A 21,696-nucleotide genomic window follows, 5' to 3' on the forward strand; every position below is an offset into this window, starting at 1 on the left:
GGCGGGTATGAAAAAACCATTTTCCCTTCACTATAATTTCTCCTTTATAATAGTTGTACAGGTCACTCCTTTCGAATAGGATGCATAGACATCAATTTAAGGGAGGATTATTTATTGAATTCAATAGCTGCCTATATCTTCTTAGGCGTATCTTTAGCTGCGCCTATAGGACCTGTTAACGCTGCGCAGCTAGATACGGGGATTAAGAACGGATTTTTTCATGCATGGATTTTTGGTATTGGAGCATTAGTTGCCGATGTCTTGTATATGATCATGGTTTACTTCGGTGTTGGTCAAATTATTGAGTTTCCCCTAGTAAAGATAATTCTTTGGTCATTTGGTTGTTTTGTTCTTACATATACGGGAATAGAAAGCTTACTCTCACTGCATAAAATTGAGTTGGCTTTAAGGTTCGCTAATAAAACACGCCTCAGACGTTCCTTATTCTCTGGTTTTTTCATGTCACTTTTAAATCCCCTTACAATTCTATTTTGGCTAGGAATTTATGGTTCAGTCCTTGCCGAAACGGCCAAAAATTTCACAGGCAATCAAATACTTATCAATAGCATAGCCATCATAGTCGGTATCATTTTATGGGATACTATAATGGCAACTATCTCAAGTGGCGCCCGCAGATTTTTATCCACCAATCTTTTGAAAGCCATTTCCATCTTTTCGTCACTAGCTATGATTGGATTTGGAATTTACTTTGGTATTCAAGCTTATCATGCGCTATTTTGAACTTCTTCTCTCTTCCATCTCTTTCGCAACAATAAGACAACTATTCCAATTACCGCGAGAAATCCTAAGCTTATAAAAAAGCCAGGCCGACTTGTTTGATGAAATAATGTTCCGCTTACAGCTCCAAAAACAAGAATCATTCCAATCACTCTTTTCACCTTATCTGCAGTAGTGGTCTCGATTAATCTGTGGTACATCGTTAAAATGAAAAACCAATTATAAAGGAGCATTAATGCTGCGGCAGTGGTTATATATTCATATACTTTATCAGGCAATAATAAAGATGTGACTATAGAAAGAACAAGACCGGTTGATGTTAAAGCAATTGCAAATAACGGCATTTTGAACTTCTTTTTTGTTTGTTTACTGAATATTTTAGGGGCATCCCCGTCTTCTGATATTGTCACAAGTATCGTGGTTACCGAAAAAAGAGACGCAGACATCGTTGAAAAACCGGCAATAATAATTGCTGCGGTAAATACATGCGGGAAAAATTCGATATTACTAACTCCTGATAATGCTTCAACAAATGGGCTTTTGTTCTCCCTGAACTTATCGTATGGCATTAGTAATAGTGCTAAGGATAATGCGGTAACGTATATTACTCCAAGCAACCCCAACATCACTTTCCCTGATTTAGGAGCGTCTTCCTTATTTTTCAGATGAATTGCCATCACGCCCATTACTTCAATACCACCGTGAGCATAAAAGGCAAATAACAGTGCGCTCCAAAACCCTGTTAAACCGTTTGGAAAGAATTCATTTACTGTTTCTGGAATTCCTGCATTTTGGTCGCCTTCAATTGTCCCAGTCAGCGCTAAAATAGCGATCACGATAAACATAAAAATAGCGGCGATTTTCATTACAGCATATACGCTCTCTAATTTCCCAAACGCTTTTGCACCAATAAAGAGAACAATTAAACCGCAAACTGCATAAATCGATGCGAATATCCATAATTTTACGTTAGGGAACCAAAACCCAGACAAGATTGAAATCGCCGTAAGCTGACTGCCAATAATGAGTATTTCGGAACACCAGTAAACCCAGCCACTACAAAAACCTGCCCAACGTCCATATGCTTTTTTTGCATAGGTCCGAAAAGACCCCTTCTGTGGATCTTTTGCAGACATTTTCGCAAGCGCTTCAAATACAATATACGTTGCAGTTGCAGCCATTATAAAGGCCAGGATAACAGAAGGTCCCGTCATTTTAATCGCAAAACTTGAAGCTAGGAAAAACCCTGTACCAATAATACAACCTACTCCAATTAGGGATAATTGCCACCATGTAAGGTTTGCTGCTTCATCCTTATCACCTGACGTTTTTTTACCCATTTCCACACCTCCACTATTAAGATAGCTTCCCACAAGAAAGTCGATTTATGTGCTGGTGAAATGATGAAAAAACTTCTTATAAGACATTGGATTCAGCTTATTAACATTTTCAGCTCACACAGTTCCCCCGAAGAAACATCACTACTAAAAAAGCCCCGTGATACGATTGTTACTCGCATCATGGGGCCAATTTCTATGTTTAGTATTTCCGATTAAATTTATTATTTATGACGCTAGAGAATCTCTCCTCCAGCCTATCCTGTTGTTTATTTATTACTTTGGTAATACTCGTTTAATTCATTGTAATACCTGTTCAATGAAGAAGTGGATACCTTAAACCATTCTGCAATCTGTTTTATGTTCATGTCTAGAGATTCAAAAAATGAATTCTCCTGACCAAATCTAATTGCTCCAGCTGCTATAGCTACTTCTTTACGTGCATTCGGCTGCTGCTCTACTAAGTAATCCTCTAGTAGATCCAATAACCTTTCGGATTCTCGTTCATTATTGTCTAAAAAATCAAGTACTACCTGGATGACACCTACTTCAAAATCGGTAAATTCGCTTCCATCATATCCATCTTCACCAAGCAATTTCCAAAACGAAATTCCATTTTCCTTAAGAAAAGATGAAATTGAATGTTCATGTTGCATCTCAAATTGCTGTACGAACTCGTCAAACACTTTATCATGGTCAGTCGGGAAAAATATCAAACTTGAAATCGCCAAATAGTGATTATCAATAGATGATTCGTCCGGCAGAATGAAACAGTATACATGTACATCCATGGGAACAGGTTTTTCACTTTCACGTCTTAAACGTATTGTTTCTTGTCCGAATATATTTTTTACGGATAAATAGTTTTCATCCACATTCACTACCTGACCAATAAATGCTCTGGGATTGGACCATGTTTCTAAAACTTTAAGTACTGAGGGTCGGATAACTTTCTTCTGTAGTTTGCCTAGATAGCTTTCCCAAATATCAGGTTTTTCATGAAAAAAGAATTCATCCATTACAATCGCTTCAATCATTTCTACCGCTATATATTGCTGAAGTGGTTCACTCCACTTTTTCACGAGACTCAAAAATTGATTCAAGTCTTTCTTTTCAGGGTAGTCTTCATAAAAAGCTTGCAAAATCATTTCTAATTCGCTCGATTGCGCTTCTTTTACTGAAAAATCTTTATTCGATTCACAACACTTTTTATACTTCTTTCCACTGCCACACGGGCATGGGTCATTACGTCCAATCAAAAAAAACACGTCCTTTTATTAAATAAGAATACATTTAAGTCTAACATGTCTATTCCAGAATAATAAGTACCTCTTTTAAGTCTACCATTTTGGACGTTAAAAGCTTAACTGTCTATAATGGAATACATCGGGAGGCAAATTATATGAATCATTTAGCATTTTACCGGATTTTCCGAATTGTTTGGATGTCCGTGAAATTCTTCACCCAAATCATGGCTTTTCAAAGTAGATATAGGGGCCGCTTTACGCCTTCAGTTAATAAAAAGTGGGAAATTCTTGTAACGAAACAAGCGAAAGAATATAAGGAAATCGCGTTAGAGCTAGGCGGTTTAATGATTAAAATGGGTCAATTCTTGTCAACACGGGCTGACATTATGCCTCAATCGTTTATTGCAGAATTGGAAGGTTTAACAGATCATGTGACACCAGTTCCTAAAGAAAAAGCGATTAGACTCCTAGAGGATGAATGGGGTACGAGCTTCGATGACTATCTCGAAACCCTTTCTGATGGACCTATTGCTTCGGCCTCTATTGGTGAAGTATACAAGGCCACATTAAAAGATGGAACTGCTGTTGCCGTAAAAATTCAAAGACCAAATATCGAACGAATTCTACGAGTCGATTTTCGTGCTATGAGAATTGTTATTTGGTTAATAAAAAGGTTCACTTCATTCAGTAAACAAATAGATTTCAACTTATTGTATGGAGAAATGGTTGATACAATTGGCGCAGAGTTGAATTTTTTGCAGGAGATGAAAAACGGACGAAGCTTTTCAGAACGCTTTACGAGTATGCCAGGTGTTCGTTTTCCCGTCTACTATGATGAATTCTCCACGCGTCGCGTTCTTGTTATGGAATGGATTGAAGGGGCTCGCATTACAGATATTGCTTTTCTTGAGCAGAATGACATCAATCGCCGTGAACTTTCGGAACGACTTGTCCGATTGTTTCTAGAGCAAATACTTGAAGGTGGTCAATTCCATGCTGACCCACATGGCGGTAATTTTTTAGTTCAGCAGGATGGCACGCTCTTTTTAATCGATTTTGGGATGATAGTAAACATTACTCCTGTCGAGGCCCGTTCGATATTAGAAATAGTTGAAGGGATTATTTTCAAACAGTATGATCAAGTGTTGGATGGATTGGAAGCTTTGAAATTCTTGTTACCAAATGCGGATCGAAGCATATTGGCAGAGGCAATTGAAAGTGTTGTAAACGCCTACGAATCGAATGACTTAAATGAAATGAATAGTTTTGTGATTGACCGTTTACTCGATGATTTAAAAGAAATAATCCGTACACAACCGGTACAGCTTCCGTCAGAGTTCGCTTTTTTAGGGCGAGCTGTCTCAATTTTCATAGGTGTTCTTCATGTCTTGGATCCACAAGTTGATTTACTTGCAATTGGAAGACCGCGAATAGTGGAGTGGGCGAAGAAACAAACAATCGGAGACGGTTCTTATTCAAAAGATGATGCAAAACGTATTGCACTCAAACTCATTGGACCTTTGAGAACACTCCCCAATAAATTAAATACGTTCCTCGATGAACCGACACGCATGCGCGAATACATGCAAACGCGGGATTCCAGGAGAGAGATTGAGCGCACCCGTTTACAAACACGTATGTTTGCAGGGATCATTGCAGTATTGTCCCTTACAACTGTCTTTTTCAGCGTCTGGGACGAACAAATGCCTCTACTTGCAACATCGGGATTTTTCTTCGTCTGTGCCGGCTGGGTGTTTAGACGTTCTAAATAAATAGACATAAAAACCGTCTGATTTAAATTAATGACGGTTTTTATGTATTAAATTATTAAGATTTCACTGCATACAGTTTTCGTTCCCATTCATTACGGGCCAATATCGGAAAATGTCAATTTCCTATCGCTTATAACATATCTGGCTGGCCTTAAAAAAACAGAATTACTAGAGAGTTGAAGCACAGTTAAACATACATAAAATGATTGACGTTCCTAAATTTCTTTACTCACATATACTGAGATGAAGCAAACTTAAAGGAGGAACTCAATATTGAATGAGAATCAAATTCCCGAGCCATTAAATCCGAATAATGCAGAACTCCCTTTTGGACAGCCACATTACCCAAAAAGCAATGAACACATTCAAGATACAAAAAAAGGTTCAGCACCAACTAATCCCCCACCATCAACGATGCCTCAACATAAAGGTGGAGTACTTACAGTGGACCCAGGCGCACTGCGCGGCTGCTTATATCGCGATACCTATATAAAACTCAAAAACCGCAGTTCATTTTGGTATCATCCAACATACATCGATTATTTAGCAACAACTGGATATAAGTGGAATGGATTTTCCTGGATTCCTTGGGGTACAGATTTAGACCAAATCGTTACTTTCCAATGCACATAAGTTACATTAGTTAAACAACAAAAAGACCAGTTTCTAATTGGACACGAAGTTAACTATTATCGTGTTTAAATTTGAAACTGGTCTATTTAGTTTTGGGGATAAGAAGCTGCAATCACTTTTTAATGAAATACTATTGTTTTGTTACCTTCTACAATAATTCGATTTTCAAGATGCCACTTTACAGCTTTCGCAAGAACACGACGCTCAATCCGACTACCTATTTTCTTCAAATCAATGATGCTATCACGGTGGTCTACCCGTTCAATGTCTTGTTCAATTATGGGACCTTCGTCAAGATCATTCGTTACATAGTGGGATGTCGCCCCAATTAGTTTCACACCACGATCGTATGCACGCTCATATGGACGTGCACCGATAAATGCAGGAAGGAAAGAATGATGAATATTAATAATCTGATTCTCAAAACGGCTGACGAAATCAGTCGTAAGAATTTGCATATAACGAGCAAGTATCAATAAATCAACATCATACTCTTCCATTAGGCGAATCTGTTCTTGTTCAACTTCTTTTCGAATGTCTTTGTTTGCGGGAATATATTTAAATGGTATACCTAATGACTCAACGATTCCACGCGCATGCTCATGGTTACTAATAACAACAACTATGTCTGTGTTCAGGTCGCCATTTTGCCATTCCCATAAAAGCTCCATTAAACAGTGAGTCTCTTTTGAAACATAGATAGCTGACCGTTTGCGTTCATTCCCATATACAAAATGGTAGTCCATAGAATAATTAGCAGCCACCGATTCAAAATTCTTTTCCATTTCTAATGACTTATTAACCAAACTTTCACAATAAAACTCAATCCGGATGAAAAAAGTGCCATTTTCCGGGTCATTTGAATATTGATTCAATTCGATAATATTGGAATCGTGATTATGTATAAACGTCGACAACATTGAGACAATTCCCGGTTTCTCCGGACATTTCACCAACAGGATACCTCTGTTCTCTGATTGTTTCCCCTGACTTTTAAGTTGTAATTTTGATTTTTTATCAATAGACATTTATGAACAACTCCTATGGTTAATTTCGCTCAGTGTATATTATGCTTCATACATACCTTCTAAGCAATGATTTTTATTTAACTTACGATAAATTCTGCTTTAAATCCATATCTGTTCTCATTCAGAAATCTATAATTGCGACATTTTCAGAAAATAAATTATTAAAAAAGAGTACAGTTTTTAAAAGGTATCGTTCCTATCAATTCTGTTCATCATAACAAAAAGGAGGTGTGTTACGATGTCACAAGAAATTTTGTGCGAAGTGAATAACTGTAAATATTGGGGTTCAGGAAACAAATGTAGAGCTAATTCAATTTATGTTGTCAGTCAAAAGGGTAAACAAGCTTCAAGCAGTGAAGAAACGGATTGTAAAACTTTCGTACCAAAGTAAATTAAGCGGATCTTTTTGATTACTAACTAGTATCAACACTTATCTTCATTTAATAACAAGATTATATCTCCAAAAACTCCTTCCTCGACGAGTCGTCGTTTGGAAGGAGCTATTTTTATGCAAATGACACTAATAATTAATCGTATTATAAACATGCAGCTTAATCGTCACCGGCTAATTCCTTCCCCATTCCTTTCATAAAATCTAAACCAAATTTAACAGCTCGGTTAATGTCAGCATCGTTTAAAGCCGTAATTATCTGGAAAATAGTCACCTTCTGTTCGTTGTCTTTATAAAGTTCCGCTTCATGCAGACCACTTTTAATACTAACTCCCAGCTTTGCGGTAAGTTCAGGGTCAATTGATGAAATCACCGATATTGCATTAAGCATATGGTTAATGAGATTAGTCACTGGTTCCTTTGACACTTGGTCTACCGCAATTTCAGCAATATCATCTTTCGCTTTCACCATTGCCTTCACGGCATCAAAAACTCCTGCATTGTCCAATTCACCGGTAATTTCAAGTATTTTATTAAGAGCTTGATCCTGTTGGATGATCAATGATTGCAGTTCATCTAATTTCTTCTTTTTGTTTTCTTCTAGTGGTAGTTCTTCTATACGAATAGAAGTAATGGGTACTGCCATTAAACATCACCTCACTCTTTATCAGTTAATTGAACATATCCTGGACGTGCCCATTTACGCTCCACTTCTACACCATTTTGTGGATGACGACTTTTATTACGGTGATTCGACTTAGGCAATGGGTTTTCACCGCCTCTTTGAAGTAATTCCATTCGTACCTTCGTTTGTTTATAAGCAGGTGTATTTGTACGCTGATCGACAGCGGGACCAGTTAGGAAGTTAATGGCTGATTCTTTTTCAACCGAGTTCATCGGTAAGAATAATTCATTGTTCTTGACGCGGTCCGTTACGAGAGCCGGCAACTTCAATGCTCCATATGGAGAAACTAGACGGACGAGAGAACCACTTAACACGCCGCGTTCTTTCGCAAGCTCTGGTGAAATTTCAACGAAAACCTCGGGCAATTTCTCTTGTATCCCATCTGATTTATTTGTCATATTACCTTCGTGAAAATGTTCAAGTAAACGTCCGTTGTTAATGTGAAGATCATATTCCTCTGGAAACTCTACAGGTTCAACCCAGTCTGACAGAGCAAAACGTGCTTTTTTATCCGGGAAGTTAAAACCATCCACGTATAGGAGTGGTGTGCTAGCACCGTCAAAACTGCCCCATAAAAAGCTATCCCAGCCTTCCATCACACTAAAATCTGCTTGAGAGAATAATGGTGAGAGACTTGCCATTTCCGCAAAAATCTCGCTAGGATGACTGTAGTTCCATTTTGCACCTAGTCGATTAGCGATTTCTTGAACAATCCACCAGTCCGCTCGCGCTTCGCCAAGTTCTGGTAGTGCTTTGTATAAACGTTGTACGCGTCTCTCTGTATTTGTAAATGTACCGTCTTTTTCAAGTGATGGCACCGCTGGTAAAATGACATCTGCATATTGTGCTGTTCTCGAGAAAAAGATATCCTGTACCACGAGAAAGTCGAGTTTAGACAAGACGTCATGTACGTAGTTCGCATTAGAATCGACAAGCGCCATATCTTCACCTACAATATACATCGCTTTCATAATTCCGTCATCAACGGAATGTAGCATCTGAATATTATCGAGCCCTGGCTTACTATCTATTTTAACGCCGTAAGCCTTCTCAAATTTCTGACGCGCTGTATCATCAGTAACGTGCTGATACCCTGGAAGCCATCCTGGTAGTGATCCCATATCACATGCACCCTGTACATTATTATGCCCGCGAAGAGGATATGCTCCTGCTCCGGATCGACGGTAGTTACCAGTCGCAAGCAACAAATTGGATATGGCAGCTGAAGTGTCCGATCCACCAGTATTTTGTGTCACTCCCATTCCCCAAAGAATACAAGTACCGTCAGCATCACGAATCATTTCAGCTGTTTGAATGAGCATGTCTTTCGACACGCCAGTAATTTTTTCGGCATAGTCAAGTGTATATTTTTCTAATACTTCTTTGAATTCTTCCATGTAATGGACATTTTCATCAATAAATGACTGGTCATGCCATCCATTATCGATCATGTATTTTGTAACTGCCATTAGCCACACTTGGTCTGTCCCCTGCTTCGGGCTAATGAAAATATCCGAGCGTTCCGCCATTTCGTGTTTTCGTAAATCAGCAACAATTAGTTTTTGCCCATGTAATTTATGAGCTCGCTTTACACGTGTGGCAAGTACAGGATGTCCTTCAGCTGGGTTAGCCCCAACAATAATCACTAGACCTGCATTAGCAATATCTTTAATTGTTCCAGCGTCCCCTCCCATGCCAACTGTACGGAACAAGCCGTCCGTTGCTGGGGATTGGCAATAACGTGAACAGTTGTCGACGTTATTCGTTTCAAAAACTTGACGAGCAAGCTTTTGAATCACATAGTTCTCCTCATTCGTAATCTTAGACGAAGAAATAATTCCAACAGCGTCTTTTCCATACTCATTTTTGATTGTTCCGAGTCTCCGTGCAACCAGGTTCAGTGCCTCTTCCCAAGTAGCTTCAACAAAAGAATCATCTTTACGGATAAGTGGCTTCGTTATGCGTTTGTCGCTATTAACGAAATCCCATCCAAATTTCCCTTTAACACATGTAGAAATCGCATTGGCCGGTGCATCTGAAACCGGCTGGATTTTTAAAATTTCCCGGTCTTTTGTCCACACTTCAAATGAGCACCCAACACCGCAAAATGTACAAACTGTTTTCGTTTTTTTCGTTCTTGTATCGCGCATCGCTGCTTCTGCATCCGAGATTGCCATAATTCCGCTATACCCTGGCTCAACATCTTTAACTAGTTCAATCATCGGCGTTAGAAGCTCCTCTTTCAGCCCAGTCATGAAACCAGCTTCGCCAAGCATTGAGGTTTCCATTAGCGCATTACAAGGGCATACGGTAACACAGTGGCCACAACCAACGCAGGATGAGTCGTTGATTTTCGCTCCCCCATCCCACAGGACTATTGGACGGTCCCTCTCCCAATCAATCGACAAGGTTTCATTTACCTGCAAGTTTTGGCATACCTCCACACACTGACCACAAGCAATGCATTGATTCGGATCGTATCGGTAAAACGGATGCGTAAAATCAACACTATCTTGTGTGCACTTTGGTTCATAAGGATACTTTTGGTGTTCGACCTCCATCATATCCACTGTATTATGTATTTTACAGTTGCCATTGTTGTTATCACATACTGTACAATACAGCAGATGGTTTTCGAGAATCCGATCCATCGCCTCGGTCTGGGCTTCTTTAGCTCGAGTCGAAGAAAGCGCAATGTTCATTCCAGAAACTGCTTTTGTTGAACAAGCACGCACTAGAAGACCATCCACTTCCAAGATACACGTATCACACGTCTCAATTGGGTCTACTTCTGGTAAGTAACATATTTGCGGATGAGAAATTTGATAATGATTGATTACCTCAAGAATTGTCTTGCCTTCCACGAAGTCATATTCGGAACCGTTAATCTTAATTGGCATATTGGCGCCTCCTATTTTATCAATAAAAAACCACCATGAAAAAATACACTAACTTGACAAGTGCACTTTCATAGTGGAATAGTCTTCTAACAGGACATGTTAAATTACCAATCCATATTTTTCTAAAAAGCTCGAAAACATTACAGCAGTTCATACTGTACCGCCCTCTTTAATACTAGTATATTTGAATTTAAAAGAATAATCAATCAAATGCGCACTATAAGTCTATTTTTCTTTTACTAACGAAGGAGGAATATGTATATGTTGAAAAAAGTACATCAATTTAACGATATCATCAGAAAGCTAAGAAAAGATTTATTTGGTAAGGGGCCTGAAAGAATTCATACGGTTTTTGTCGACAATATGATAATTTCAACACTTTATGGGAATTTGACGCCGACTGAGAATTTTATTGCTGGTACACAGGAAGGAAAAGAAATGGTTCATGCTGCAAGGACTCGTATGATCCAGGAAGTTTATCAAAAAGCACCGCCTGATGGCATGGAAGAACTCGTCGGCGCTAAGTTTGTCCACCTTTTCTCGGACATCAAATTGGAAGACGACATTGCTATTTCCGTATTCCTTTTCGATCGAAATATTGACCATAAGGGAGGAAAGGCAGTTGAAACTAGATAAGAAACGGACTGTTTTTCGTTATTCAAACGAACAATTTTCGAAAAAAGAAGACTTAGTTGTAGTCGAACATCCAGTCACCATCAAAATCAACGACCGGGAATTTGCCACTATCGTTTGCTCGCCTGAGTACATCGAAGATATGGCGGTTGGGTTTTTAGCTTCTGAAGGCGTCATTCCCAAGTATGAAGATATCAAAGACATTTCTGTGCAGGAAGAGTTGGGCTTAGTTCATATCAAAACTGCCAAAATGTATCCCTTTTACGAAAAACTGCTGAACAAGCGCTACATCAGCTCTTGTTGCGGGATGAGTAGACAAGGATTTGTGTTCGCAAACGATGCATTGACAGCAAAGAAAATGAATGAAATCCATGTGAGGCTAACTACCGCAGAGTGTTTCTTCTTGATGGAGCAGATGGATAGATCTGCAGACATCTTCCACCAAACGGGCGGTGTTCATAATGCCGCATTGTGTGAGCCGAGCGGTATTGTCTTATCTAGGATGGATATTGGTAGACATAATGCATTGGATAAAATCTATGGTCACTGTTTGAAAAATAATATTCCAGTGCGCGACAAAGTCATTGTGTTTAGCGGTCGAATTTCATCCGAGATTTTATTAAAAGTGGCAAAAATCGGCTGTGAGATGGTCCTTTCAAAGTCGGCCCCTACCGAACTAGCGCTTACACTTGCGGAAGAACTCGGTATTACCACTATCGGCTTTATACGACAAAACTCCTTCAACCTGTATACCCACCCAGAGAGGATCATTATCGAAGAAAATAACGATGTTTTTGCTGATTAAGAAATCCGTGACAAAATGGAAAAAGAATGCTAGCATGACTGAAATATCTAACAATCCACCAAAACACATCTTCCATGTAACTAAAATACTGATTTAAAATCAGTGTTCAGTTACTGAAATCACCAATGGGGATTACAGATTTAAATCTGTTAAATTTCATATTTTTATAAAGGGGGAGAAGGTAGTGAAGGGGAAAAAAACAAAGAACAGGTGGTTGATTGCCGCATCCGCAGTAGGTATTCACATTTCTATCGGGTCCGTATATGCTTGGAGTAATTTTACAAATCCATTGATTGATCAGTTCGGATGGTCCACTAGTCAAGTTCAACTTACATTCAGTATCGCCATACTGTTTTTGGGATTATCAGCGGCGTTTCTTGGCCATTTTGTTGAAAAATACGGGCCTAGAAAAGCAGGAATCTTGGCAGCGGTTTGTTTTGGGTCAGGTGTAATTGGTGCCGGTTTTGCTGTAAGCATTTCCTCACTTCCGTTACTTTATTTATCTTATGGAGTACTTGGAGGGATTGGGCTTGGTGTCGGTTACATTGCGCCAGTTTCCACCCTCGTAAAATGGTTTCCAGACCGCCGTGGACTCGCTACTGGCCTTGCAATCATGGGGTTCGGTTTTGCTGCTGCCATTAGTAGCCCAATTATGGAAGTGCTTATTACTTCTGTCGGGCTAAAAAACACCTTCTTTATTTTGGGCGGCTCTTACTTTTTAGTTATGATTTTATCATCTCTATATCTTGAAAAGCCTGAAGAAGGCTGGGCACCTGCAGGATATGTTGAAAAAATAAAGGCTGGTAAAGTAGAACCAAAACGAGACTTGGAACAATTGACAGCGAATGAAGCAGTGAAAACAAAACGGTTTTACTATTTATGGATAATGCTTTTTATTAATGTAACATGTGGCATTGGTATCTTATCTGCTGCAAAGCCGCTCGCAATTGATAGCATTGGCATGTCAACTGTACAAGCTGCGGCACTTGTTGGAATCCTCGGTATTTTTAATGGAGCTGGCAGACTTGGATGGGCAGCTGCCTCCGACTATATCGGCAGGCAAAACACATACACCACTTTTTTTGTCATCCAGATATTTTTGTTTACGCTATTGCCTTTCACAACAAATGCACTGCTATTTCAAGTCATGCTCGCAGTCATTTATACTTGCTACGGCGGTGGTTTCGCAACCATTCCTGCATACATTGCCGACATTTTCGGAACGAAACAGCTTGGTGCAATACATGGTTACATTTTAACCGCCTGGTCAGCAGCAGGTCTTGCAGGACCTATGTTTGCGGCTTGGATGAAAGATACGACTGGTAGTTACGAAAGTAGCTTGCTCTATTTCGCTGGATTATTTGCTGTTGCACTAGTTATCTCCATTTTAATCAGAGTTGATATTAGAAAAGTTCGAATGGAAGGAGAGACGTCTATACCAAAGCCATTGGAAAAGGTTGTAAGCGGATGATTATTACGGAGATAGCTTTCCTAACGTCGTTCCTATCGCCTTCCTATTCAAAGTGTCCTCTATCATATTAAGCCTTTAATTGTTTTATTACTAAAAATAGTAGCTCTATTCGTCAAAAGTGGAAGTGGAGTCATATTGACAATTCACTTCCACTTTTGACATATTTAATTACTATTCGGTGAAATGCTTCTAAGAAATTAGATTTGTACGAGATTACAGTTTATGTGTCGATACTAGTGAAATACAGGATGATATTGTTAGACACTACTGAAATAGATAAAACGATTTCAGTTTCCACTCGCCATTATGCCAATCGATTTCACCGTAAACAATGACAGGCTCTTGCTGGAGTTCTTCCAAGAGTATATGAATTCAATCTTTTCCCACTCAATCAACCTTTTAAAGTTAGATATTGTGATGAAGCTGAACTGAGGTTCTGTCCCCTCTTTTCTCCATCATGAATCGTCAAGCCAAATGTGACTTTTTGGATAGTACTTTGTATTTCACGCAAGGATAAATGGATTTCATTTTGCCCGTTTGTATAACTATTATGCTTAATGGACCTGTCAATTCTGGAAAGCTATCCTTAAAACACAATAGAGTTTAAAAACCTAATTCCTATTATAAAAAACAAGTTGTTTGCCCGAAATCTCGAGTAAACAACTTGTCTTTTGAATGGACTAATTTAAATTTCCAAATCGTATTCATTTCTAGCTTCAATCTTAGTTACCTATTTCACCTACTATTGTCGGATGGCGTTTAATGCTATCCAGTTTACGATGATGACACTTAAAATCGTGATGATGTCCTAACAATGGATAATTTACTTAGAATTCACTTAGCCAGAACAATGTAACGATAATAGCAATGAAAGGCTCCGTATACAACATGCTAGCGACTGACCCTGTTTCTCTTGTTGCTCCTGTTATACCTTTTAGGAGACCAGGGAAATAGAGAAAGGTAATGTCTATGCCCAGGTAAAGAAATCGGTCAATAATGTTCCAACAAAGGTTTTTGGTAAACGAAGAAAACCGATGCCACAAATGAATCTTTTTAAAAATATATATTACTCGTCTTGAGAAGGTAAAAGTAGAACCGACCGAACCAAGTGTAATGAGAAAAACCAATATCTTTTGGTGAGATTGGAATAGTGTGCTTCCATATATAAATCGCAAGTTCGTGCATATGTGTATAATGACTATAATGATAATGTTTAGGGTGTGAACTTGTGGATTCAAATGATAACCATAAGAGTGATTTAAAGGATAATGACATTTTGGAAGAAATAGATGATGAAGAATTACAAGTACTCGTTTTAGAAGCACAACGTGAAGCCCTTACAAGAGCGACAGAAGAGAGAGAGATACACAAAATTAAACGCCCCTTTCCAAAATGGCTTTTCTGGCTCATCTCAATCGTGTTGTTCTTCAATACCTTTGGAATGATTTTTCAAATCTATTCGATTCCTGCTATTGACTTTTTAATAACATCCTCAAAACTATCCCAACAAGATAATATCACGGAATATAAAAAGTCTGTTGTTGTTATTAAGACACAAGACAGTAAAGGCACCGGCTTTTCAATATCAAATGATGGAATAATCCTTACAAATTACCATGTTGTCGAAGGAAATGATTCTGTAACGGTTCTATTTCCAAATGAGGGCCGTTTCAATGCTGAAGTCATACATACATATCCATCCGTCGATCTCGCTGTAGTAAAAGTGAAAGGTAGTAATTTCCCATTTCTACAACTCGCCGAAAAAACGGAGTTTGGAGATGACGAATCCGTTTACTTCATTGGAAATCCTTTAAGCTTTACTGGCATTGCAAACCAAGGAAAGATTATTGATTATCTAAAACTACCAGATTGGGATGTACGTGTCGTTATGATGAAGGCCCCTGTCTATCGTGGGAACAGCGGCAGTCCGGTTATTAATCGTAATGGTAAAGTGATTGGCATCGTATTCGCTACATCGAATGTTGATAAATATGGAAATGTTGGTCTACTTGTACCAATCGATGAGTATTATCGTCAACAGAAATAGTTTTATCAATTCAAAAAACGATTGCAGTTATATTGCAATCGTTTTTTGATGCTCATTTTACTATATCAATTTTTATTCTCTTTATCCTTGTTTTCTCCATTTTTAATAGCTTTATCTGCTTTTTTAAATTCTTCATGATACACCACTTCTTGCATCGAACTCAAACCATTGTTTTTAGTCGTCATCTGTTCATGCTGAGGTTTTTTCTCGCTCAAAATTAGACTCTCCTTTCTAAAATCGCATAGTGATACATCAGTATTGCCATACTACACATCTTTTATACGCTAATGTTCAGGATTATGGACACTAATTATGAGCATTTCCAGCAGATTACTCGCACGACTTTCAATAACCTCAAAGTTGTTCGGATTGTACTTTTATGAATTCAAATAACAAAGGCACATTACTGTATTTTTGCAGTGATGCTGTATCCACAGTTACTCTTTTCCAGCTTTCCGAATAAGGATCGATTCCTTTCAATTCTGGCATTGAATCCTGCAGAAATTCTTCAATCGGAATCTCAAGCTGTTCAATAAAACGTTCAACTTCAGGAAATTTCCCGCCTTTTTCCGGATTCAGATTTTCAAATAAAACATGCTCTAAATTTCTTGAAAAATAGTACATCCGATAATTTATTTCTCCAGAAAGTATTTTAACTGTTGATTTCATCTCATTGATATTTCTGCTTCTATCCACATTCCTAACTGCTATTTGCTGTTTCTGCTTATCATGGGGCACAGTAATTCGATCTGTATGATAAACTGTTAGTTCTTTTTGTGTTTCATCTATAATAATAGCCTCTTCTGGAATAAAACAACCATCCATATCAGTAATATGCACAACACAAAATATATCATCGATTAGAAATTTACTTTTTATCATAAACTCTTTCACAGCATTATCAATTACAGACGTGATTGGTTCTTTCGGCTTGTCTAAATCATATAAAATATCACCACGCTGTATATGGAATCGTATATTATGCTGCTCAAAGAGACTGCGTAACCGATTATATAGTAAAACCTCTTCACAACTTCCTTCGACAATTAATATTACAACTTTCTTTTTACTATTCGTCATGTACTTTTCCTGCTTTTCGGAATGCTGTTTTAATATCGAACAAACTTGTTTCTTCATATATTGCTTCTTCCTGTCCTCCTAGTTGTACAGCACGTAAATAGAGATCCCTCGCATTGCTCAATTCTTTAACGCCTTTTAGTTGATGGTACCTGTCTTCTTCGTTTAGTGTCGTAAACCATAAGTTTCGAATGGGGAGAACTTCTAATATACGTAAATTATGTGAAGTGAAAATAAGTTGTCCTTGTGCATTTTCATTCAATACCTCCAATATTTCACCAAGTAGATACTCAAAAATCCCCGCATCCAATTCATCAATCACTACGCAAGCGTTTGGTCTATTGTAAACGGCTATTAATGTACTTAAAATTGAGATGATTTTCAAAGTACCTTCAGACTCGCTTCGTAGCGGTAGTTCAATCTCCCCTTTTCTCGCAAGAAACTCAAAGCGAATCCCTTCATTGCCATCACTTAACTTCTGTTTATTGATTTGTCTAACTATTATTCGAAGACCTGGAATTATTGTCTGTAAAACAATATTCGTTTGGGTAACCACTTGATCTATTGTTTCAAATAAATCGATTGGCAACACCATTGTGTCTGTCATCTCATATGGTATATGACCACGCTTTTTTTCAAGGTGAACACTAAATGGCATGACAAGATTAGCGATTAACAAACCATATTGAATCGTATCAATTACATGTAGATCTTGATTAAAGTTGAAGGATAGACTTTTTATAATTTCAATTTCATGGTCACCAAGGGCGTTGCTAAACACCTCTTTCAATTCGTCCCTAAAAACTAGGGAAGTTGCGTTACTAGCAGCCATCCGATTGGCAACAATAACGGAGACTCTTTCAGATTCATTCATTTCATGAATTTTTCTATTTCCAATGACGATATTGTTTTCTTTCTTTGAAATCAAAAGTTCGAATGGATCTTCTTCTTTGTTTTTTCGGTATACCAATTCTTCTTCAAGCACCTGATATTTTGTTTTTCCTGCAGATAAGGAAACGGAATAATTAACGGAAAATTCACCAAAACTGTTTTCCACAATAAATCGAAAAACCAATCGAATTGTCTTTTCTCCAAAATAGAGTAAGTTAAATGTTATTTTAGGAAGTGATGCATCGTGCCGGGCTGATAACAACGTTTTTAATAGGTTGAAAGCTTCTACCGCAGCTGTTTTTCCAGAACCATTTTGACCATAAAATCCTATGACATCAGCTTTTTCCAAAGTATCGAAAGTTGAATTTGTATGAAATTCACCTCTCTTCACATTTTTTAGATTGTATATTTCTACATTGGTTATCCTGACTATAGTTGTCATGGAAATCCCCCTATGCTTAATACTTCAAGTTCTTTTTTAATTATCAATATGTCCTTTCCGACTCTGAATTATGCATAGTAACTCACAATTTCACATGCTGATTAGTTGCTTGAACGTTTTACAATTTGATTGACTAGATATATAATTATATAAAATCCAATAAGAATAGTAGGTTTAAAATGAAAACAATTCCGAAGCCTTTAGTTATGGTAAATCAATGGACAATTGTATTGGCGGTAATTATTGCACTTTTGACACAGTCAGCTTGGATACTACTTATCCCTTTAATCGCGAACCTATCAAGTTTATTGACAGGCTTCCATCCTATTTTGGTAATTGTTAAACGATTTCTCACCAAACCCGCAAATCAGTACGTTCAAGAAGACTATGCTCAATTAAGGTTTAACCAATGGCTGGCTGTCGGATTCCTAATAATAGCAAGTGTTAGTTCACTATTAAAGTGGTCCTTGTTATTTAATATTGCTACAGTCATGGTTGGTCTGGCCGCACTTATTGCAATACTAGGGTTCTGTATCGGTTGTTTTATACGTTTTCAATACCAACAATGGAGTTATCGCAGAACAAACTTTAAGCATTAATAAATACTACAAAAAGCGATTAGTCATTTTGATATCTGACTGATCGCTTTTTTATATTGTCCATTTATGATTTCACTAGTTTCCTCTTACAGAAAATGTATAAATTTCATCCATGTGACTTTAACTTGGTAGTACGGTAAATATTAGTTATAGTTATGTATAACATAATTCCCCATTTCCAAACCGAAGAGGTGGTTTACATTGAAAAAGAGACGCTATGAAAACATAAATATCACTGCAACAGCATCGTTCAAAGAATTAATTCGGTGGAGAAAAGAAAGATTATCAAAAAAGAAGGATTTATCATATAGAATTCCAGTGGCAAAGGATATTGATGAAACTTTTCTCCAAACAAATCGGTCAATTCCCACGATTACCTGGATTGGACATTCTACATTTCTGATTCAGTTGAATGGTCTCAATATCCTAACAGATCCTGTATGGGCGAACAGGCTTGGATCCGAGAAGCGTCTCATGCCTCCAGGAATAGCAATCAAAGATTTACCACCAATCGACTATGTACTGATTACACATAGCCATTACGATCATCTCCATTACACTTCGATTAAAAAATTACCGGGCAATCCGAAATTTCTAGTACCAGAAGGATTGAAAAAAGGTTTCATACGTAAAGGTTTTAAACAAATCATTGAATTTAATTGGTGGGATGAAAAACAGCTAGATGGTCTAACTTTCGTTTTTGTACCTGCACAGCACTGGACAAAAAGGACACTTACAGATACAAATACCTCACATTGGGGTGGTTGGATCATACAAGAAACTAGCTATGCACTTTACTTTGTAGGGGATAGCGGTTATTTCAAAGGTTTTCAAGATATTGGGGATAAATACAATATTGATTATTGTCTCATGCCAATTGGTGCATACGAACCTGAATGGTTCATGGGTATGCAGCATGTCAACCCGGAAGAAGCTGTAAAGGCATTCTTAGATACCCGGTCAAATGCCATGATTCCTATGCATTACGGTGCTTTTCGTTTAGCTGATGACACACCAAAAGAAGCCCTTGATCGCTTACTAAATGAATGGAAGAAAAATGCTTTAGATGAACAACAGTTATATGTTTTGAAAATCGGGGAAACATTAAAACTCATAGATAGTGAGTAGATATTATAAATAGGTTTATTGTGGGACAACTAGTGATATTCAATATTAGAGTTAATCAAGAGACAAGAGCATTAACAGTGCAGCTCTTGGTTCATCCTATTTAATGTTACAAGAAGGTTATGGTCATTTAGTAAATATTTTTTGGTGGACCTATCTGAGTCCAAATTATTTTAATAAGAAAAAAATCAGCCATTTTAATAATTGGCTGATTTTCATGTTTAATAGATGTATATATGTGTGTATTGTAAAATCTTTATATAAATAATACTTACCTAGAATTAATCCATACCAATCGATACGTACTGCGTCTCCAAAAACGCTTCCAGTCCTTCATGACCGCCTTCGCGACCAATTCCACTCTCTTTCATTCCCCCAAATGGAACTTGAGCAGCAGAAGGAGTACCATCATTCCAGCCAACAATTCCAAAATTCAGTTGTTCAATTAAAAGCGTGCCTTTAGATACACTTTCAGTGAAGACATAGGCTGCTAAACCATAATTTGTATCATTCGCTAATTGGATAGCCTCTTTTATACTCTCGAATTTCTGAACAGGTGCTACAGGCCCAAACGTTTCCTCTTGCATAATAACCATGGATGGATTAACCCCACTTAGCACAGTAGGTGTATAAAAAGTTCCACCTTCATCTGTTAACGCACTTCCGCCAGTTAATAGAGAAGCACCTTTTGAGAGAGCATCGGCTACTTGATTTGATACTTTGTCCACACTACTCTGATTTATCAATGGTCCTATATCTGTTTCCTCATTGATGCCATCGCCTATAGTTAATTTATTCACTGCATCCGTAAATTTCTCCAAAAATGTATCATAAATACCCGATTGCACATATATTCGATTTCCACAAACACAAGTCTGTCCTGCATTTCTAAATTTAGATGCAATTACACCTTTTACGGCTTTTTCTAAATTCGCATCATCCAAAATAATGATTGGTGCGTGTCCTCCGAGTTCCATCGATAGGCGTTTGACTTGATCCGCACTTTGTTGAATTAGCAATTTACCTACTTCCGTAGATCCAGTGAACGTTACCTTCCGTACTTTGTCATTTTCCATTATCGCTTTTCCTATTTTCGATGAAGATCCTGTTACTAGGTTAACTACACCCTTCGGAAACCCAGCTTCTTCACATAACTCAATAAGTTTAACCGCAGTCAAGGGACTTTCACCAGAAGGTTTTATTACAATTGTACAGCCAGCCGCTAGAGCAGGTCCCATTTTACGGGTTAACATGGCTGCTGGGAAATTCCATGGCGTTATTGCCGCAACAACTCCGACAGGTTTTTTCCATACCTGCATACGTTTATTAGCAATATGGGAAGGGACTGTCTCTCCGTATATCCGTTTACCTTCTTCCGCATACCATTCAATATATGTAGCGGCTGAAGCAGCCTCACCTCTAGATTCATTAATCGGCTTGCCCATTTCCATCGTCATCATTTGTGCCAATTCTTCTTGATTTATTAATATAAGGTCATTCAATTTCTTTAAATACTTGGCTCTTTCATACGCAGTCGTTTGGGACCAAGTTTGAAAGGCTTCATGTGCGCTATCTATTGCCTGATTCGTTTCAATTTCTCCCCCAACTGGGACTGAACCGACAACTTGGCCATTCGCTGGATTCTTAACTTCTAGCTTCTCAAGATCTTCCCCAACCCATTCTCCGTTAATATACATTAGATAGTTTTTCATTTTTCACACACTCCTAAGTTTAATTATTGATTGTAAGACGCTTCCAAAAATAATTCTTTCGACACTATCAAATTCAGTCATGCTCCTTATTCTTACGAGCACAGAATTCACAGGTCTACATTTTGACATAGATACTTCCGACTTTGTTGTCATAGCCAACTAC

General features: G+C 37.9%; 20 protein-coding genes. 10 read left to right on the forward strand and 10 right to left on the reverse strand.

From position 1 onward, the window contains the following. The first annotated feature begins 114 nt into the window (after window positions 1–114). Window positions 115–741, forward strand: coding sequence for a LysE family transporter (locus tag AC1TO6_RS05880; protein WP_482100683.1), 627 nt, complete (start codon window positions 115–117; stop codon window positions 739–741). Here AC1TO6_RS05880 and AC1TO6_RS05885 read toward each other — a convergent pair. Then, window positions 726–2,078, reverse strand: coding sequence for an amino acid permease (locus AC1TO6_RS05885; protein WP_482100684.1), 1,353 nt, complete (start codon window positions 2,076–2,078; stop codon window positions 726–728). The genes AC1TO6_RS05880 and AC1TO6_RS05885 overlap by 16 nt on opposite strands. 266 nt (window positions 2,079–2,344) lie before the next feature. Beyond that, a complete protein-coding gene (locus tag AC1TO6_RS05890; protein ID WP_482100685.1) occupies window positions 2,345–3,334 on the reverse strand; it encodes a YecA family protein in 990 nt (329 codons plus the stop codon). Window positions 3,335–3,477: 143 nt separating this feature from the next. Between AC1TO6_RS05890 and AC1TO6_RS05895 the strand changes: the two genes are divergently transcribed. Both AC1TO6_RS05895 and AC1TO6_RS05900 read left to right on the forward strand, forming a co-directional pair. Then, window positions 3,478–5,094 (forward strand): ABC1 kinase family protein, encoded by a 1,617-nt coding sequence (locus AC1TO6_RS05895; RefSeq protein WP_482100686.1) that lies wholly within the window; start codon window positions 3,478–3,480, stop codon window positions 5,092–5,094. Window positions 5,095–5,367: 273 nt separating this feature from the next. Beyond that, window positions 5,368–5,727: a transporter gene (locus AC1TO6_RS05900; protein WP_482100687.1), complete on the forward strand. Its 360-nt coding sequence runs from the start codon at window positions 5,368–5,370 to the stop codon at window positions 5,725–5,727. Window positions 5,728–5,846: 119 nt separating this feature from the next. Here the strand turns inward: AC1TO6_RS05900 and purU are convergent, their stop codons facing one another. Then, on the reverse strand, window positions 5,847–6,755 hold the full coding sequence (gene purU, locus AC1TO6_RS05905; RefSeq protein ID WP_482100688.1) for a formyltetrahydrofolate deformylase: 909 nt from the start codon (window positions 6,753–6,755) through the stop codon (window positions 5,847–5,849). A 238-nt stretch (window positions 6,756–6,993) separates the two neighbouring features. Between purU and AC1TO6_RS05910 the strand changes: the two genes are divergently transcribed. After that, the gene (locus AC1TO6_RS05910; protein ID WP_482100689.1) at window positions 6,994–7,146 is read left to right on the forward strand and encodes a DUF1540 domain-containing protein; all 153 of its coding nucleotides are present in this window, start codon (window positions 6,994–6,996) and stop codon (window positions 7,144–7,146) included. Between the two features lie 160 nt (window positions 7,147–7,306). Here AC1TO6_RS05910 and AC1TO6_RS05915 read toward each other — a convergent pair whose 3' ends face one another. Both AC1TO6_RS05915 and fdhF read right to left on the reverse strand, forming a co-directional pair. Continuing rightward, window positions 7,307–7,792 (reverse strand): helical membrane plugin domain-containing protein, encoded by a 486-nt coding sequence (locus AC1TO6_RS05915; RefSeq protein WP_482100690.1) that lies wholly within the window; start codon window positions 7,790–7,792, stop codon window positions 7,307–7,309. A gap of 11 nt (window positions 7,793–7,803) precedes the next feature. After that, window positions 7,804–10,731, reverse strand: coding sequence for a formate dehydrogenase subunit alpha (fdhF, locus tag AC1TO6_RS05920; protein WP_482100691.1), 2,928 nt, complete (start codon window positions 10,729–10,731; stop codon window positions 7,804–7,806). Window positions 10,732–10,992: 261 nt separating this feature from the next. On the opposite strand from fdhF, the gene AC1TO6_RS05925 reads away from it, so the two are divergent. The 3 genes from AC1TO6_RS05925 to AC1TO6_RS05935 all read left to right on the forward strand — a co-directional run bounded on the left by AC1TO6_RS05925 (window position 10,993) and on the right by AC1TO6_RS05935 (window position 13,640). After that, entirely contained in the window at window positions 10,993–11,367 is a 375-nt protein-coding gene (locus AC1TO6_RS05925) for a Na-translocating system protein MpsC family protein (protein ID WP_482100692.1), read from the forward strand. Beyond that, window positions 11,354–12,169, forward strand: coding sequence for a formate dehydrogenase accessory sulfurtransferase FdhD (gene fdhD, locus AC1TO6_RS05930; RefSeq protein WP_482100693.1), 816 nt, complete (start codon window positions 11,354–11,356; stop codon window positions 12,167–12,169). Before AC1TO6_RS05925 ends, fdhD begins: the two co-directional genes overlap by 14 nt. 184 nt (window positions 12,170–12,353) lie before the next feature. Next, window positions 12,354–13,640 carry an L-lactate MFS transporter gene (locus AC1TO6_RS05935; RefSeq protein ID WP_482100694.1) on the forward strand — a complete coding sequence of 429 codons (1,287 nt, stop codon included), beginning with the start codon at window positions 12,354–12,356 and terminating at the stop codon, window positions 13,638–13,640. A 391-nt stretch (window positions 13,641–14,031) separates the two neighbouring features. Here the strand turns inward: AC1TO6_RS05935 and AC1TO6_RS05940 are convergent, their stop codons facing one another. After that, window positions 14,032–14,211: a TerD family protein gene (locus tag AC1TO6_RS05940; RefSeq protein ID WP_482101004.1), complete on the reverse strand. Its 180-nt coding sequence runs from the start codon at window positions 14,209–14,211 to the stop codon at window positions 14,032–14,034. Between the two features lie 657 nt (window positions 14,212–14,868). Between AC1TO6_RS05940 and AC1TO6_RS05945 the strand changes: the two genes are divergently transcribed. Continuing rightward, window positions 14,869–15,687: a S1C family serine protease gene (locus AC1TO6_RS05945; RefSeq protein WP_482100695.1), complete on the forward strand. Its 819-nt coding sequence runs from the start codon at window positions 14,869–14,871 to the stop codon at window positions 15,685–15,687. A 65-nt stretch (window positions 15,688–15,752) separates the two neighbouring features. Here the strand turns inward: AC1TO6_RS05945 and AC1TO6_RS05950 are convergent, their stop codons facing one another. The 3 genes from AC1TO6_RS05950 to AC1TO6_RS05960 all read right to left on the reverse strand — a co-directional run bounded on the left by AC1TO6_RS05950 (window position 15,753) and on the right by AC1TO6_RS05960 (window position 18,097). Beyond that, window positions 15,753–15,902 (reverse strand): YfhE family protein, encoded by a 150-nt coding sequence (locus tag AC1TO6_RS05950; protein WP_482100696.1) that lies wholly within the window; start codon window positions 15,900–15,902, stop codon window positions 15,753–15,755. A 139-nt stretch (window positions 15,903–16,041) separates the two neighbouring features. Further along, on the reverse strand, window positions 16,042–16,767 hold the full coding sequence (locus AC1TO6_RS05955) for a hypothetical protein (protein ID WP_482100697.1): 726 nt from the start codon (window positions 16,765–16,767) through the stop codon (window positions 16,042–16,044). Continuing rightward, complete coding sequence (locus AC1TO6_RS05960; RefSeq protein WP_482100698.1) at window positions 16,757–18,097, reverse strand: AAA family ATPase; 1,341 nt, start codon at window positions 18,095–18,097, stop codon at window positions 16,757–16,759. The genes AC1TO6_RS05955 and AC1TO6_RS05960 overlap by 11 nt, the downstream gene beginning before the upstream one ends. A gap of 179 nt (window positions 18,098–18,276) precedes the next feature. Here AC1TO6_RS05960 and AC1TO6_RS05965 point away from each other — a divergent pair, with 179 nt between their 5' ends. Further along, window positions 18,277–18,696, forward strand: a complete 420-nt coding sequence (locus tag AC1TO6_RS05965) for a DUF4395 domain-containing protein (RefSeq protein ID WP_482100699.1) — start codon at window positions 18,277–18,279, stop codon at window positions 18,694–18,696. 201 nt (window positions 18,697–18,897) lie between these two features. Continuing rightward, the gene (locus tag AC1TO6_RS05970) at window positions 18,898–19,824 is read left to right on the forward strand and encodes an MBL fold metallo-hydrolase (protein ID WP_482100700.1); all 927 of its coding nucleotides are present in this window, start codon (window positions 18,898–18,900) and stop codon (window positions 19,822–19,824) included. 278 nt (window positions 19,825–20,102) lie between these two features. On the opposite strand, the gene AC1TO6_RS05975 is transcribed toward AC1TO6_RS05970, so the two are convergent. Further along, a complete protein-coding gene (locus tag AC1TO6_RS05975; protein ID WP_482100701.1) occupies window positions 20,103–21,533 on the reverse strand; it encodes an NAD-dependent succinate-semialdehyde dehydrogenase in 1,431 nt (476 codons plus the stop codon). Between the last annotated feature and the right edge of the window lie 163 nt (window positions 21,534–21,696).

The organism is Sporosarcina sp. Y352 (assembly GCF_056786535.1).